The organism is Pseudomonas sp. C1C7 (assembly GCF_013359595.1).
Lineage (GTDB): Bacteria > Pseudomonadota > Gammaproteobacteria > Pseudomonadales > Pseudomonadaceae > Aquipseudomonas.
The window spans coordinates 1-15,301 of sequence record NZ_JABFMP010000053.1 but is presented as its reverse complement, the minus strand read 5'-3'; the positions used below and the strand labels follow the sequence as shown (position 1 = coordinate 15,301).

General features: G+C 62.1%; 15 protein-coding genes. 8 read left to right on the top strand and 7 right to left on the bottom strand.

Going from position 1 to position 15,301, the window contains the following annotated elements:
* Positions 1-182: 182 nt before the first annotated feature.
* Positions 183-500, bottom strand: coding sequence for a hypothetical protein (locus HNO86_RS30390; protein ID WP_256672811.1), 318 nt, complete (start codon positions 498-500; stop codon positions 183-185).
* Here HNO86_RS30390 and HNO86_RS30385 point away from each other — a divergent pair, their 5' ends adjacent.
* On the top strand, positions 501-686 hold the full coding sequence (locus tag HNO86_RS30385) for a hypothetical protein (RefSeq protein ID WP_256672810.1): 186 nt from the start codon (positions 501-503) through the stop codon (positions 684-686). It abuts the gene before it with no gap.
* A gap of 110 nt (positions 687-796) precedes the next feature.
* On the opposite strand, the gene HNO86_RS27890 is transcribed toward HNO86_RS30385, so the two are convergent.
* Entirely contained in the window at positions 797-1,627 is an 831-nt protein-coding gene (locus tag HNO86_RS27890; protein ID WP_175380151.1) for an oxidoreductase, read from the bottom strand.
* Between the two features lie 130 nt (positions 1,628-1,757).
* Here HNO86_RS27890 and HNO86_RS27885 point away from each other — a divergent pair, with 130 nt between their 5' ends.
* From HNO86_RS27885 to HNO86_RS27875, 3 genes are all read left to right on the top strand, one after another.
* Positions 1,758-2,648: a LysR family transcriptional regulator gene (locus HNO86_RS27885; RefSeq protein WP_175380150.1), complete on the top strand. Its 891-nt coding sequence runs from the start codon at positions 1,758-1,760 to the stop codon at positions 2,646-2,648.
* A gap of 145 nt (positions 2,649-2,793) precedes the next feature.
* Complete coding sequence (locus HNO86_RS27880) at positions 2,794-3,105, top strand: NIPSNAP family protein (protein WP_175380149.1); 312 nt, start codon at positions 2,794-2,796, stop codon at positions 3,103-3,105.
* A gap of 245 nt (positions 3,106-3,350) precedes the next feature.
* A complete protein-coding gene (locus tag HNO86_RS27875) occupies positions 3,351-5,003 on the top strand; it encodes an arylsulfatase (RefSeq protein ID WP_175380148.1) in 1,653 nt (550 codons plus the stop codon).
* A 180-nt stretch (positions 5,004-5,183) separates the two neighbouring features.
* On the opposite strand, the gene HNO86_RS27870 is transcribed toward HNO86_RS27875, so the two are convergent.
* The 5 genes from HNO86_RS27870 to speB all read right to left on the bottom strand — a co-directional run bounded on the left by HNO86_RS27870 (position 5,184) and on the right by speB (position 11,798).
* Entirely contained in the window at positions 5,184-5,642 is a 459-nt protein-coding gene (locus tag HNO86_RS27870) for an N-acetyltransferase (RefSeq protein WP_175380147.1), read from the bottom strand.
* A gap of 102 nt (positions 5,643-5,744) precedes the next feature.
* Positions 5,745-7,433, bottom strand: coding sequence for a choline dehydrogenase (gene betA / locus HNO86_RS27865; RefSeq protein WP_175380146.1), 1,689 nt, complete (start codon positions 7,431-7,433; stop codon positions 5,745-5,747).
* A 2-nt stretch (positions 7,434-7,435) separates the two neighbouring features.
* The gene (locus HNO86_RS27860; protein ID WP_175380145.1) at positions 7,436-9,004 is read right to left on the bottom strand and encodes a cytosine permease; all 1,569 of its coding nucleotides are present in this window, start codon (positions 9,002-9,004) and stop codon (positions 7,436-7,438) included.
* 220 nt (positions 9,005-9,224) lie between these two features.
* The gene (locus tag HNO86_RS27855) at positions 9,225-10,733 is read right to left on the bottom strand and encodes an aldehyde dehydrogenase (RefSeq protein ID WP_175380144.1); all 1,509 of its coding nucleotides are present in this window, start codon (positions 10,731-10,733) and stop codon (positions 9,225-9,227) included.
* Positions 10,734-10,799: 66 nt separating this feature from the next.
* Positions 10,800-11,798 (bottom strand): agmatinase, encoded by a 999-nt coding sequence (gene speB, locus HNO86_RS27850; RefSeq protein ID WP_175380143.1) that lies wholly within the window; start codon positions 11,796-11,798, stop codon positions 10,800-10,802.
* A 149-nt stretch (positions 11,799-11,947) separates the two neighbouring features.
* On the opposite strand from speB, the gene HNO86_RS27845 reads away from it, so the two are divergent.
* The 4 genes from HNO86_RS27845 to HNO86_RS27830 all read left to right on the top strand — a co-directional run.
* Entirely contained in the window at positions 11,948-12,871 is a 924-nt protein-coding gene (locus tag HNO86_RS27845; RefSeq protein ID WP_175380142.1) for a LysR substrate-binding domain-containing protein, read from the top strand.
* A gap of 57 nt (positions 12,872-12,928) precedes the next feature.
* Complete coding sequence (locus HNO86_RS27840; protein WP_175380141.1) at positions 12,929-14,437, top strand: sigma-54-dependent transcriptional regulator; 1,509 nt, start codon at positions 12,929-12,931, stop codon at positions 14,435-14,437.
* A 297-nt stretch (positions 14,438-14,734) separates the two neighbouring features.
* On the top strand, positions 14,735-15,118 hold the full coding sequence (gene gcvH / locus HNO86_RS27835; protein ID WP_175380140.1) for a glycine cleavage system protein GcvH: 384 nt from the start codon (positions 14,735-14,737) through the stop codon (positions 15,116-15,118).
* Between the two features lie 10 nt (positions 15,119-15,128).
* The coding region (locus HNO86_RS27830) for a hypothetical protein (protein ID WP_175380139.1) at positions 15,129-15,301 on the top strand (173 nt) is incomplete at its 3' end.

The window sequence follows — 15,301 nt, the reverse complement described above, 5'->3', positions numbered from 1 at the left end:
CTGCGCGGGACAACCTATGCATGAGTGACGGGTTTTGTGCAGGCAATCAAGATGCAGGCTTCGAATGTCAGGGCGGCGACAGCCGGCATTCACGCCTGCCCGACTGTTGCTTGAACACTCCTGTGACTCACTAGGTGAACATGATGAACACCCCACGTCTTGCATTGGGAATCGCCCTCGTTTCAACCCTTGGATTTTTTGTAGCGAATGCTCATGCCGCTGAAGCGGGCGCCGGAACGGCCGGTGCCGATACGGCGGTGCACAACGCGGCTGAGAGTGGTGGGGATACCACTGTAGGCAGGCAGTTGGCTGAGGGTGGGGCTGATCGTCTGCGGGAGCGTCAGTTGGCTGAAGGTGGGGCGGATCGCCTGCGGGAACGTCAGTTGGCCGAAGGCGGAGCTGATCGTCTGCGGGAACGTCAATTGGCTGAAGGTGGGGCTGATCGTTTGAAAGAACGTCAGCTGGCCGAAGGCGGTGCTGATCGTCTGCGGGAACGCCAATTGGCATCGGACGGTTCCGACCGTCTCAAGCAAAACAGCGTCGCCGCCGGCTACAACTCCATGCGCGGCACCCGCGTGGCGGAAGGCGGCTCCGACCGTCTGCAGCAATATCATTACGCCGACGGCAGCAACGGCTACGACGCCAGCTCCGAAGTCATGCCCTACTTCTGCCTGGAATGCCGCTGATACCCGCCGAACTTGTGGGAGCAAGCTCGCTCCTACAGCGGATCGGATGCAGGAAACGAAAAAAATCCGGAGCCCTTTGCGGGGCTCCGGATTTTTTGTGGGGTCGATGATCAGCCTTTGAAATCAGTCGACAACGCCAACTCATTCCACTCTGCCAACTCCTGGGCGACGAAGCGGTTTTTCGCTTCGATGCGCGCGATGGTGTCGCTGCCCAGTGCCAGACGCTGCGGCGGTTTCGGGGCATTGACCAGCGCCAGCATGGCTTCGGCGAACTTCACCGGATCACCCGGTTGGGCGTGGTTGGCGGCTTCGGCGTGCTTGCGCATCGCGCCCACAGTGTCGTCATAGTCCGCCAGCTCCAGCGCGGTCTTCACCAGCGATTGCTCGTCGAGGAAGTCGGTGCGGAAGAAGCCCGGTTCCACCACCGTGGCGTGGATGCCCAGTGGCGCCAATTCCTGATGCAGCGCCTCGGTGATGCCTTCCACCGCAAACTTGGTCGAGCCGTACACACCCCAGCCCATGTAGGCCTGGTAACCGCCGATGGACGAGATGTTGATCACATGCCCGGACCGCTGGCGACGCATGTGCGGCAGTACCGCGCGGGTCACGTTGAGCACGCCGAAGACGTTGGTGGCGAACAGTCGCTCGGTCTCGCTGGCGCTGGTCTCTTCCACCGCACCCAGCACGCCGAAGCCGGCATTGTTGATCAGCACATCGATGCGACCGAAACGCTTGATGCCTTGCGCTACCGCCTGATGGGCTTCCTCCTCGCGGGTCACGTCCAGACGTACCGCCAGCAGGTTTGGATGTTCGCCGAGTTTGGCGATGACTTCTTCAGGTTTGCGGGCCGTTGCAATCACCGCGTCGCCGGCACGCAGAGCGTGTTCTGCGATCAGAGTGCCAAAACCACGGGAAGCGCCAGTAATGAGCCAAGTACGCATATCAACTCCTCCTGTCTGCGACCCGAGCGTTATTGCCGGGCCTTCTTGATGAGTTGACGCAACTTTAAAACTCCATTACTGATGTGATAATCCCAACAATTTTGCATGGCTTTGTGAAAGGCATTCACTAATGAAAGCTCCTTCAGCGGCTGATCTGTCGACCTTCCTCAGCGTGGCTACACACCTGAACTTCAGCCGCGCGGCGGTGGAACTGGGTCTCACGCCTTCGGCGCTCAGCCATTCGGTGCGCAGCCTGGAGAACCGGCTGGGAGTCAGACTGTTCAACCGCACCACCCGCAGCGTCGGGCTGACCGAAGCCGGCGAGCGTCTGTTCAACCGCTTGCGACCGGCTTTTCGCGATATCGACGACGCCCTGGAAGACCTCAACAGTTTCCGCGACAAGCCCTCGGGCAACCTGCGGATCACCGCCGGCCGCCAGGCGGCCGAACTGGTGTTGCTGCCGATCGCCGCGCGGTTTCTGGCGGCGTACCCGGATGTGACGCTGGAGGTGGTTGCGGACGATGGCTTTGTCGATGTGGTGGCGCAAGGGTTTCACGCCGGGGTGCGATTCGGTGTGCGCCTGGAAGCGGACATGGTCTCGTTGCCCATCGGCAGCTACATGCGCTCGGTGGTCGTCGCTTCACCGGCCTTCTTCGAAACACACCCCGTCCCGCAGAAACCCGAAGACCTGCACGGCCTGCCCTGCATCCGCCATCGTTTCCCCAGCGGCGTGCTGTATCGCTGGGAGTTCGAGCGCGGCGGCATTGCCCAGGAAATCGAAATCGACGGCCCGCTGACCCTGGGCGACGTCAGCCTGATGGTCGGCCCGGCGCTGCAGGGTGTGGGGTTGGCTTACATTTTCGAGGACATGGTCAAGGCGCAGATTGCCGACGGGAGCCTGGTTCAGGTGTTGGCGGACTGGTGTCCGTTTTATCCGGGCTTGCACCTGTATTACCCCAGCCGTCGACATGTGCCGGCGACGTTGAAGGCGTTCATCGAGTTTGTCCGTTCTTCAACCTGATCCTGCCCCGCGGTGGCAGGGCCTTCATCGCGAGCAAGCTCGCTCCTGCAGGGAGATATGCGTTCGCGACCCACCGAACGTAGTCTTGCAAGCTCGAGACCTGTTACAAATCGGCATCAACCGCTAATCCTCAAGGAGAGAAAAGATGATCACCTGCTACCTCAAATACGTGCTCGACCCCTATCAGCTCGACGCCTTCGAGCACTACGGCAAGCTTTGGATTCCACTGGTGGAGAAGTTCGGCGGCCAGCATCACGGTTACTTCCTGCCGTCCGAAGGCGCCAACAACATCGCCATGGCGATGTTCACCTTCCCGAGCCTGGCCGCTTACGAAACTTACCGCCAACAGTCGATGAAAGACCCCGAGTGCATCGCCGCCTTCAAGTACGCCGAGGACAGGAAATTCATTCTCAGTTACGAGCGCAGCTTCTTGCGACCGGTGTTCGGCGACAAGTAACCAGTCGACGGAACAAAGCGACGAATGACGCCCGTTCCGCCGCCTGCTTCGGCGCGCATCCGGAAGATTCGTACTAGGCTTCACCGCAGTCTCGAACAGCACATGGTCTCCTTTGTTTTTTTGAAAGGGGCTTTGCGCTATCCGGGCGCATGGTTGGGGGGGTAACTACTCGGATCATTGTTGTTTTCACTCAGTTTTTGAGTTTCGCGGCAGCAACGATCCAGCCTCGCGAAAGGAAACCGACTATGAAAGCGTATTCGCACCGCCTCAGATTTTGCGCAACATGCTCTTTGCTTTTGGCACTCAACGGCGTCGCACTGGCGGCACAAAGCGAAAAACCCAACATTCTGTTCATCGTCTCCGATGACACCGGCTACGGCGACCTCGGTCCCTATGGTGGAGGCGTCGGTCGCGGCATGCCCACACCGAGCATCGACCAGCTGGCGGCAGACGGCACCACCTTTTTCTCGTTCTATGCCCAACCCAGCTGCACCCCGGGCCGGGCAGCCATGCAGACCGGGCGCATCCCCAACCGCAGCGGCATGACCACCGTGGCTTTCCAGGGCCAGGGCGGCGGTTTGCCGGCGGCCGAATGGACCCTGGCCTCGGTGCTCAAGACCGGCGGCTACGAAACTTATTTCACCGGCAAATGGCACCTGGGCGAAGCCGATTACGCGCTGCCCAACGCCCAGGGCTATGACGTCATGAAATACGTCGGCCTTTATCACCTCAACGCCTACACCTACGCCGATGCCACCTGGTTCCCGGACATGGACCCGGACACCCGTGCGATGTTCACCAAAGTGACCATCGGTGCGCTGTCCGGCAAGGCCGGGGAAAAAGCGGTCGAGCAATTCAAGATCAACGGCCAGTACGTGGATACCCCGGTGGTGGATGGCAAACCCGGTGTAGTGGGGATTCCGTTCTTCGACAGTTATGTCGAGAAAGCCGCGCTGGAATTTCTCGACACGGCGGCCAAGTCCGACAAGCCGTTCTTCATCAACGTCAACTTCATGAAGGTGCACCAACCCAACCTTCCGGCACCGGAGTTCGTCCACAAGTCGCTGTCCAAGAGCAAGTACGCCGATTCCATCGTCGAGCTCGACACCCGCATCGGACACATCATGGACAAGCTCAAGGCGCTGGGACTGGATAAGAACACCCTGGTGGTTTACACGACGGATAACGGCGCCTGGCAGGACGTGTACCCCGATGCCGGTTACACGCCGTTCCGCGGCACCAAGGGCACCGTGCGCGAAGGCGGCAACCGGGTGCCGGCGATCATGGTCTGGCCCGGGCAGATCAAGGCCAACGCAAAGAACCACGACATCCTCGGTGGCCTGGACCTGATGGCGACTTTCGCCTCGGTGGCGGGGATCAAATTGCCGGAGAAGGATCGCGAAGGTCAGCCGATCATCTTCGACAGCTATGACATGACCCCGGTGTTGAAAGGTACCGGCCCGAATCCGCGCAAGGAGTGGTTCTACTTCACCGAAAACGAGCTGTCCCCGGGCGCTGCCCGCGTCGGCAACTACAAGGCGGTGTTCAACCTGCGTGGTGACGACGGCGCCCCTACCGGCGGCCTGGCGGTCGACACCAACCTGGGCTGGAAAGGTGCGGCGAAATACGTGGCGACGGTGCCGCAGGTCTTCGACCTGTACCAGGACCCGCAGGAGCGCTATGACATTTTCATGAGCAACATCACCGAACGCACCTGGACCATGGTGCCCATCAGCCAGGCCATCGCCAAACTCATGCAGACCTACATCAAGTACCCGCCTCGCAAGATGCAGAGCATGACGTACGACGGGCCGGTGGAGATTTCCAAGTACCAGAAATTCCAGTCGGTGCGGGAGGATTTGCAGAAAGAGGGGGTGACTATTCCGATTCCTAACTGACTCCAGGACTGCCATTGGATGACCACAAACCTGTAGCAGCTGGCGAAGCCTGCGTCCGGCTGCGCAGCAGTCGTAAAACCTGAGTGCGAGTTCTTCCTGAAAAACCGCATGCTCTGATTTTGCGACTGCTGCGCAGCCGGACGCAGGCTTCGCCAGCTGCTACACAGGGTGTGGTGATGCTCAGTTCTGCTTCAGGTCCAGGCAATAGGTGTAGTAACCGCTATCCCGTCCCCACCCCAGCGACTCATACAGCCGCTGCGCGCTGTGGTTATCAGTGGCAGTTTCCAGCGTCATGCCCTTGGCCCCCATCAACCGGGCAAAGTCGCGGGCGGTGTTCATCAGCAGTGTCCCTACCCCTTTGCCGCGCGCGTCCGGGGTGGTGAACAGATCGCCCAGCAGCCAGGTGCGATGGGCGTCGATGGAGGAAAAGGTCGGGAACATCTGCACGAAACCCAGCGCCTCGCCGCCCTCGTCCACCGCATGGAAAATCACCGACTCGTCGCGGGCGATGCGTTCGGCGATGAAGGCGCGCGATTGCGGCAGGTTCGACGGCTGGCCGTAGAAGCCGCGATAGGCGTCGAACAAGGGGGCGATGGTGTCGATATGCGAGGCGTCGGCGCGCAGGGCCAGGATAGCCATGAGGGTGCTCCATTGCGGTCTCAGGGAGACTGGAGCGTAGCAAAAAAACGAAGATCAACAGATCGCAGCCCGCAGTTCAGGGCTGCGATCTTTTGCTTTTGATCAAACCCGCACATTACGCCCCGGCAACGCCGAGCGCTGGCTATTCTCCCAATTCTCCACCAGCCCCACCGGCACCTCCGCCGCCGGCAGCATTGGCTTGCCGCGCACCAGATCCGATGCCCGTTCGGCGAGCATGATGGTCGGCGCGTTGAGGTTGCCGTTCGGTTCGGTCGGGAACACCGAGGAGTCGATCACCCGCAGCCCGGCGATGCCTCGCACACGCAGCTCCGAATCCACCACCGCCATGTCGTCCTCGCCCATGCGGCACGAACCGCAAGGGTGGTAGGTGCTTTCCAGGTTGGCCCGGACAAAAGCGTCGATTTCCTCATCGGTGGTCACTTGCGCCCCGGGGGCGATTTCGCCGTCGCGGAAACGATCCATCGCCTTCTGCCCAATGATTTCCCGGGTCAGGCGGATGCAGCGGCGGAAGCCTTCGCGGTCTTCTTCCCGCTCCAGATAGTTGAAGCGGATCTCCGGATGCTCATAAGGGTCGGCCGAACGCACCCGCACATAACCACGGCTCTTCGGCTTGTTGGGACCGGTGAGCACCATGAACCCGTGTCCCTTGATCGGCTTGTTGCCGTCGTAGCGCATGGCCGCGGGCAGGAAGTGGAACTGAATGTCCGGCCAGCGCAGGCCCTTGTCGGAGCGAATGAAACCGCCGGCCTCGAAGTGGTTGGTGGCGCCCAGGCCATCCTTGAACAGCAGCCAGCGCAAACCGATCATCAGCTTGCTCAGCGGGTCCATCTTGCTGTTGAGCGTCACCGGCTCCTTGCAGCCGAACTGGATGTACACCTCGGCGTGATCCTGCAGGTTCTCTCCCACGCCCGGCAGGTCGTGACGCACCTCGACCCCGGCCTTGCGCAGAACCTCGGCCGGGCCGATACCGGAGCGTTGCAGCAGGTGCGGCGAGCCGATCGGGCCGGACGAAATCAGCACTTCGCGGTTGCAATACACCTTATGGGTCTGGCCACCCTGATCGTACATCACCCCGACCGCGCGCTTGCCGTCGAGGAGGATCTGGCGGGTCATCGCATGGGTGATCACCGTCAGGTTCGGGCGGTCCATCACCGGGCGCAAATACGCGTTGGCAGTCGAACAGCGCACGCCGTTTTTCACGGTCATGTGCATCGCGCCGAAGCCTTCCTGCATGAAGCCGTTGCAGTCGTCGGTCTTTATGTAGCCCGCTTGCGCGCCGGCTTCGACCCAGGCCCCGTAAAGCGGGTTTTTCATGTGATTGCCGTTGGTGGTGCTCAGCGGCCCGTTCTGCCCGCGATAGCTGTCGCCACCGGACTCGAAACTCTCGGCGCGCTTGAAGTACGGCAGGCAGTTCTTGTAGCCCCAGCCTTCGGCACCCAGGGATTCCCACTCGTCGAAGTCACAGGCGTGGCCACGGATATAGACCAGGCCATTGATCGACGACGAACCACCCAGCACCTTGCCCCGCGGGCAGTGGATGCGCCGGCCATCGAGATAGGGTTCCGGCTCGGTTTCGTAGCGCCAGTTGTACTTCTTGGTGTTCATCGGAATCGAGAACGCACTGGGCATCTGGATCACCACGCTGCGGTCGCTGCCGCCGAACTCCAGCACCAGAACCTTGGTCGCCGGATCTTCGCTCAGGCGGTTGGCCAACACACAACCTGCCGAGCCTGCGCCGATGATGATGTAGTCGTATTTTTGCGTAGCCATGATTATCTCCGGACCGCCGATTCGTTGAAGACGGGCATTTTTGTTTTGGTCAGCGAGTCACCGGTGGTGTATTGCGGACAGGTTTTTTCGATCTGCTCAATGACGGCCTCTTCGCGCTTGAGGTCGATCGATCGGCTCAGCCAGTAGTACGCCAGGCCAGAAACGATCAGCCCCACCAGCCAGGCGATGTCGATGCTGCCCAGAGCCTTGGCCAGCGGGCCGACGTACACCTCGCGCTGCTCGACGCCGTCGAAGATGTAGAAGAACGGGATCATCGAGATGAAGCCGATGGCGTAGGCGATGATGCCGCGCAGGCCCCAGTTGCCGTAGATGTTGCCGTGCGGCATGAAGAAGTGCGGGATGGCGTAGCGGCCCTTGCGCACGAAGAAGTAGTCGGTGAGGTTGACGGAGGTCCAGGGCACCAGGAAGTACAGCATCACCACCAGGTAGATTCCCAGCACCGACAGGCCCTTGCCGGAACTCTGGATGCTCATGGCCACGCCCAGTTGCAGCAGGATCACGAACAGGATGGCGAGGATGCGCGCCTTGCGGGTCGGTTCGATGTGCCTGATCGAGTCGACGCAGGTCAGGGTCGTCAGCTTGGCGCTGTAGATGTTCATCGCGATCACCGGCAGGAACGCCAGGATGGTCACGACCACCACCGCGGTGCCCATCAGCGGCGACACGGTATTGCCCACCTGCCCCAGCGCCACCAGCACATCGGTGGAGTGCAGGTGATCGGCCAGCCAGCCACCCACGGAAATCATCCACGCACCGGACAGCGACGCACCGAGGAACACCACCGCAATCAGCTTGCCGCTGGAGGTGTTCTTCGGCAGGTAGCGCGAGTAATCGGACACGTAGGGGGCGTAGGCGATGTTGTAGCTGGCGGCAGCGGCGAACTGGGCGATGAAACCGGTCCAGTTGAAGCCCAGTGGCGCCGGGGCCACTTCGCCCTCGACCAAGGGTGGCAGCACCGCATCCGGCACCCAGCCCATCAGCACCGCCAGGGTCACCAGGCCGTACAAAGGCAGCGACAGGTACAACGCCCATTTGAAGGCGCGGTGCATCCAGTCGTGTCCGAGGATCGCCAGCACCGCCGCCGGAATGGTCACCGCCACTGCGATCACCAAGGGGTTGAAGCCGAACAGCGTGTGCAGCCCCTGCATCATCAGCACCAGGTTGACGATGTTGAAACCGGCGAACACGAACAGCGTCGCCAGCAGCACCAGGATCACCCCGCGATAACCGAACTGCGCGCGGGACTGGATCATCTGCGGCAGGCCCAGGTGCGGGCCTTGCGATCCGTGAAAGGCCATGAACAGCGTGCCGAACATGATGCCCAGCGTGCCGGCCAGAGTGGTCCAGAGCGCGGTCAGGCCGACGCTCGGGCCGACGAAGCCGATGGTCATGGTGAAGAAGGTGAAGTTGCCGAGAAACCAGAACGGGCCCTGGCTCGACAGTTTGTCGGTGCGCTCGCTCTCGGGGATGAAGTCGATGGAATGACTCTCGACCACGGACTTGTCGTCGAGCAGGGATACGTTCGCAACAGGCTTGGCGTCTATGTTCATGATGGACTCTTGTTCTTGGAAAATCATGACGAGATAACCGCATTGTTTCGGGTGAACGACGTCCGAATGCCTCCTTGCCGTTCCAATTTCTTCAACTACCCAGACCGGTCTCTGTAGGAGCGAAGCTTGCTCGCGAAAGCGCAGTTTCAGCCGACATCGATGTTGAATATGCCGACCTCTTCGCGAGCAAGCTTCGCTCCTACAGGGGCAGTGGCTGGCCTCAGGGCAGCGTAATCCACACCGCCTTGGTTTCGAGCAGGTAATCGAGCTGCTCCGCGCCCAGGTCCTTGCCGAACCCGGACTGTTTGTAGCCACCGAACGGCATCGACGGGTCGAGGGTGCCGTGGGCGTTGACGTAGACCGAGCCTGCCTTCAACCGTGGGATCAGGCTGTGCACCTTGCCCAGGTCGTTGGAGTACAGGGCCGCCGCCAGGCCGTAGGGCGAGTCGTTGGCCAGGGCCAGTGCTTCTTCCTCATCGTCGAACGGCGCGGTCACCAGCACCGGGCCGAAGATCTCCTCCTGGACAATGCGCATGTCGTTGCGGCAATGGGCGAAGATCGTCGGCTCGACGAAGAACCCCGGGCCCGCCACAGGCTGGCCGCCGTAGACCAATTCGGCGCCTTCAGCCTTGCCGGTTTCGATGTACTCGCTCACCCGCTGCTTCTGCAACGCCGACACCAGCGGGCCGATGAAGCAGTCCGGGTCCAGCCCCGGCGCCATCTTCAGGGTCCGGGTGTAGGCGACCAGCTCACGCAGGAATTGGTCGTAGACACTGCGGTGGACATAGGCCCGGGTTCCGGCGTCGCACACCTGCCCCGAGTTGAAGAACACACCGTTGGCGACCGCTTGCGCAGCCGCCGGAATGTCCGCGTCGGCCAGGACGATTACCGGTGATTTTCCTCCCAGTTCCAGGGTTAGTCGCTTCATTTCGTCGAGCGCGGCGCGGCCCACGGTACGGCCGACCGGCGTGGAGCCGGTGAAGGTCAGCTTGTCGATGCCCGGGTGGGTGGCCATGACCGCGCCGACCACGCTGCCGCGACCGGTGACGATGTTGATCACCCCGTCCGGAATCCCCGCCTGCTGCACCAGTTCGGCAAAACGCAGGGCCGACAGCGAGGTCAGCTCGGCAGGCTTGACCACCACGGTGCAACCGGTGGCCAGCGCCGCGCCGAGCTTCCAGGCCATGGTTTGCAGGGGGAAATTCCACGGCACGATGGCACCGACCACGCCCACCGCTTCCTTGCGGGTGTAGGCCAGGTAATTGCCCGGCAGCGACGGCTCGACGGTGCGCCCATGGAGCTTGGTCGCCCAGCCGGCGAAATAACGCAGGGTATCGATGGTGCCCTGGATGTCGACGCCCTGGGCGAAAGTCACTGACTTGCCCATGTCGATGGATTCGATTTGCGCCAGTTCCTCGGCGTTCTCTTCGATCAGGTCGGCCAGGCGCTGGATCAGCCGTTCACGCTCCGCCGGTTTGGCCTGGCTCCAGGCGCCGCCGTCGAACTGCGCACGGGCCGCTTGCACGGCGCGGTCCAGGTCCTCGGTGGTGCCCATGGGAATGCGCGTGATCAGGCCTTCGGTCGAGGGTTCGATGACGTCGGAGGTCTGGCCGTCGCCGGCCTCGACCCAGGCGCCGCCGATGAACATTTTCTGCACCTTGCTGAGGAAGGTCTGGGTGGCTTCGCTGACGCCGAATTTCTGCAGGTAGCTTTTGACGATCGTGTCCATTTTCTTCTCTCTGCCCGGCAGGCGGAGGCTGCCGGGTCACTGTGGTTTCGATGATCGGACCGGGCATCAGGCCGGCGTGGCTTCGCCCTGGGTCTGCCGCGCCTGGGCGCGCTCGTGGAAGATGAAGCCGATGCTGTTGAGCAGCAGTTGCGCGGCGAGGATCGAGGTCATGCCGGTCGGGTCGTACACCGGTGCAACTTCCACCAGGTCCATGCCGACGATGTTGCCTTTGCTGCGTTTGGCCAGTGCCTGGATGATTTCCAGCACTTCGTAGTAGAGGAAGCCGCCGTGGCTCGGAGTGCCGGTGCCGGGGGCGATGGACGGGTCGAAACCGTCGATGTCGATGGTGATGTAGTAGTTGATGTTCTGCGGGATCAGCGCCAGCACCCCGTCCACGCCCAGGCGTCGTACATCGCGCACCGAGAGGATCCTGGAGCCTGCGGCATGGGCGGCTTCGTAGTCGTCGCGGTTGGACGACGATACGTTGCGGATGCCCATCTGGGTCATGCCGACGATGTGGTTCATTTCCGAGGCGCGGCGCAGCGGGTTGCCGTGGCCGTAGCGCACGCCGTGGCGTTCGTCGACGAAATCCAGGTGCGCATCGAAGTGAATGATGTGGATCGGGCCGCGGCCTTCGAACGCCTGGATCACCGGGGCATGCACCGAGTGATCGCCGCCCAGCACCACCGGCATCACCCCGGCGTCGAGGATCTTGCGCACGGCGTATTCGGTGTTGTGGTTACTGGTGGCCATATCGGTGTGGACGATGTCGGCATCACCCACATCGACCATCCGTACGTCGGAGGCGGTCAGGTACATGACGTCGTCTTCATGGTCATAGGCGCCGGCATGGCCGAAGGAAAACAGCGTCGATGCCTCGCGGATGCCCCGTGGCCCGAAGCGTGCGCCGGAGCGCCACTGGGTACCCATGTCGTTGGGCACGCCAAGAATCGCCACGTCCGCGTCCAGCGCATCCCAGTCGGTGCACACCGGGGATTTGCCAAAGGTGCAATGACCTACGAATGGCAGGTTCAGGCGACCGGATTCATAACCGTTGTTCGACATTTGGGCCTCTCCACTTCTTGTTATCGGCTTGACGGACTGCAAGGCGACCGCCGTTGGAGAGACTATGGGCGCAGCTTTTCGTGGAAAAAATGCTAAACATCAGATACTCATATCGGCATTCCCGATGCATCCACCGGCGGAGGTTCAAGGTGATTCAACTGCACGATGTCGACCTGAAGTTGCTTCGGGTGTTTGCCACGATTGTCCGCTGCGGCGGCTTCTCCGCGGCCCAGGCGGCGCTGAATGCCGGCCAGTCGACCATCAGCGAGCAGATGACGCATCTGGAGACGCGGCTGGGGGTCAAGCTGTGCCAGCGCGGGCGCAGCGGCTTTCGCCTGACCGAGCAAGGGGTGGCGATTCATGAGGCCACCCAGCGCCTGCTTTCGGCGGTGGAAAATTTCTGCATGGACGCCGACGTGCTCAAGCAGCACATCAGCGGCAAGCTGAACCTGGGGATCATCGACAGCACCATCACCGACCCCGGTTCGCCCATCCCCCGCACCACCCAACGCTTCGTCTCCCGTGGGCACGATGTGCACCTGAACGTCTACGTCGGCACCCCGGCGGAGCTCGAAGAACGGGTGCTCGACGGTCGCCTGCACCTGGCCATCGGGCACTTCCCGATCCACGTGCCTGGGCTGCTGCACACGCCGCTTTACCAGGAAGCCATGGGGCTGTACTGCGGGCGCCGCCATCCACTGTTCGGCAGCCAGGCTGAGGGCGACGCACTACGTGAAGAGATCGGCGCCAGCCGCATCGTCGTGCGTGGCTACATGCAGCAATACGACCTCGAACACATGGGCATCAGCAAGGCGGCGGCGACCGTGGACAACATTGAGGCGATGGCGATCCTGATCATCTCCGGCGCCTACCTGGGCTTTCTGCCGGCGCACTTCGCGGCGCAGTGGATCAAGACCGGCGAGATGCACCAGTTGGCGTCGAAGAGCCTGCAACTGATGTCGCCGTTCGATGTGATCACTCGTCGCGGCAGTGCGCCGCCGCCGATTCTCCAGGCGTTTCTCGAGGACCTGGCGGCCTGTTCGGCAAACGCCCAGGCCAGGGAAAAGCCCTGACGACGCTGACTGGCAAATTCGACATACTCATCCCGTCATCACGCTTGCAGGCTCCCCATGCGCATCCACGTCACCTTCATCGACCGCGTCGGCATCACCCAGGAAGTCCTGGCCCTGCTCGGGCGGCGCAGCCTGAACCTGGACGCCGTCGAGATGGCGCCGCCCAACGTCTACATCGACGCGCCGACCCTCGGCACCGAGGTGCTGGAGGAATTGCGCGAAGCGTTTCTCGGAGTCGAAGGCGTGCAGGCGGTGACCATGGTCGACATCCTTCCGGGGCAGCGCCGGCGCCTGCAACTCGAAGCCCTGCTCGCGGCCAGTTCCGACCCGGTGCTGGCGGTGGATGATCGCGGTCATGTGCTGCTGGCCAACCCGGCACTGATCGCCCTGTGCGGCCGCGAACCGGCGGGCGAGTCGCTGGGCGCGCTGTTCGACGATCCCGACTTGCTGCCTGCGCTGATCGAGCACGGCTTTCGCCTGCCGATGCGCGAAGTCAGTCTCGCCGGCCATACCCTGCTGCTCGACGCCATGCCGGTCACTGACGCCGGCGCCCTGCTCACTCTGTATCAGCCCAATCGCATCGGCGAGCGCCTGTCGGCGCTGCACCATGACCATGCCGAAGGCTTCGATGCGCTGTTGGGCGAATCGCCGCCGATCCGCGCGCTCAAGGCCCGGGCACAACGGGTCGCGGCTCTCGATGCGCCGCTGCTGATCCAGGGCGAAACCGGCACCGGCAAGGAGCTGGTGGCCCGCGCCTGCCATGCCATCAGCGGCCGGCGTGAAGCGCCGTTCCTGGCGCTCAACTGCGCGGCGCTGCCAGAAAGCCTGGCCGAGAGCGAGCTGTTCGGTTATGCCACGGGCGCCTTCACCGGCGCACAGCGCGGCGGCAAGCTGGGGCTGCTGGAACTGGCGGACCAGGGCACGGTGTTTCTCGACGAGGTCGGCGAGATGTCGCCGTACCTGCAGGCCAAGTTGCTGCGGTTCTTGAGCGATGGCTGCTTTCGGCGGGTCGGCGGCGATCGGGAGGTGAAGGTCAATGTGCGCATCCTCAGCGCCACCCACCGCGACCTGGAAAAGATGGTCAGCGAGGGGCATTTTCGCGAGGACCTGTTTTACCGCCTCAACGTGCTCAACCTGCAAGTGCCACCGCTGCGCGAACGCGGCCACGACATTCTGCTGATGGCCCAGCACTTCATGGAACACGCCTGCGCGCAGATCCAGCGTCCGGTGTGTCGTCTGGCGCCAAGCACCTTCACCGCCCTGCTCGGCAACCGCTGGCCGGGCAACGTGCGGCAACTGCAAAACGTGATCTTCCGCGCCGCGGCCATCTGCGAAAACCCGCTGGTGGACATCGACGACCTGGACATCGCCCGCACGGCGGTGGAGCGGCAGAACGATGGTGAGGTGGGGAGTCTGGAAGAGGCTGTGGAAGGGTTCGAGAAGAAGCTGTTGGAGCAGCTTTACCGCAGTTATCCGTCGAGTCGATTGCTGGCGGCGCGGTTGCAGACGTCCCACAGCGCGATTGCGATTCGGTTGCGCAAGTACGGCATCCCCAACAAAGTTTAAAGCCTTGGACCGCTCCCACATTGGATGGGGTGCCATTCAAGTCGTGTGTAAATCGATACAGCGTATCGAATTCAAGACACCCACGCCTGGAACCTCGCCGGTTCAGGCTTCGCCCCCTCCTCCCTGTCCACCTGTATTGATTTCAATACAGCCCCTATCCCTACCAATAAACCAAAAACAACCTATCCAATTGATTTAAAACAAATAAACCAACCTGGCACCACCCTTGCTATCTCTCCTGCAACCCACCCGCAGCCCTCAGTGCAGCGGAAAAAACCAGAACAATGAGGAGTGGATATGAGCGAATTACGTTTCACCAACGATCACGAATGGCTGCGTTTTGAAAGCGATGGTCTGGTCACTGTCGGTATTACCGCCTTCGCCCAGCAGGCGCTGGGGGATGTGGTGTTCGTGCAACTGGCCGAACTGGGCGCGTTCAGTGCCGGGGTCGAGGTATCGGTGGTGGAGTCGGTCAAGGCGGCCAGCAGCATCGGCATGCCGGTGGACGGCGAAGTGGTGGAAGTCAATGAACAGCTCGATGGCGATCCGGAGCTGGTGAACAACGACCCGATGGGCGAAGGCTGGTTTTTCCGCATGCGCCCCGACGATGCCGCCGCCCTGGACAGCCTGCTCGACCAGGCCGCCTATGACCGCCTGATTCAGGATCAGACCGACGCTTGAGGATTGCCCCATGACCATCCGTCTCGACACCCATAACGAATTCGTCGCCCGTCATATCGGCCCTCGTAGCGATGACGAGCACAGCATGCTCGATTCCCTGGGCTTCGATTCTCTGGAAGCCCTGACTACCAGCGTCATCCCCGACAGCATCAAAGGCACCAGCATCCTCGGCCTCGAAGACGG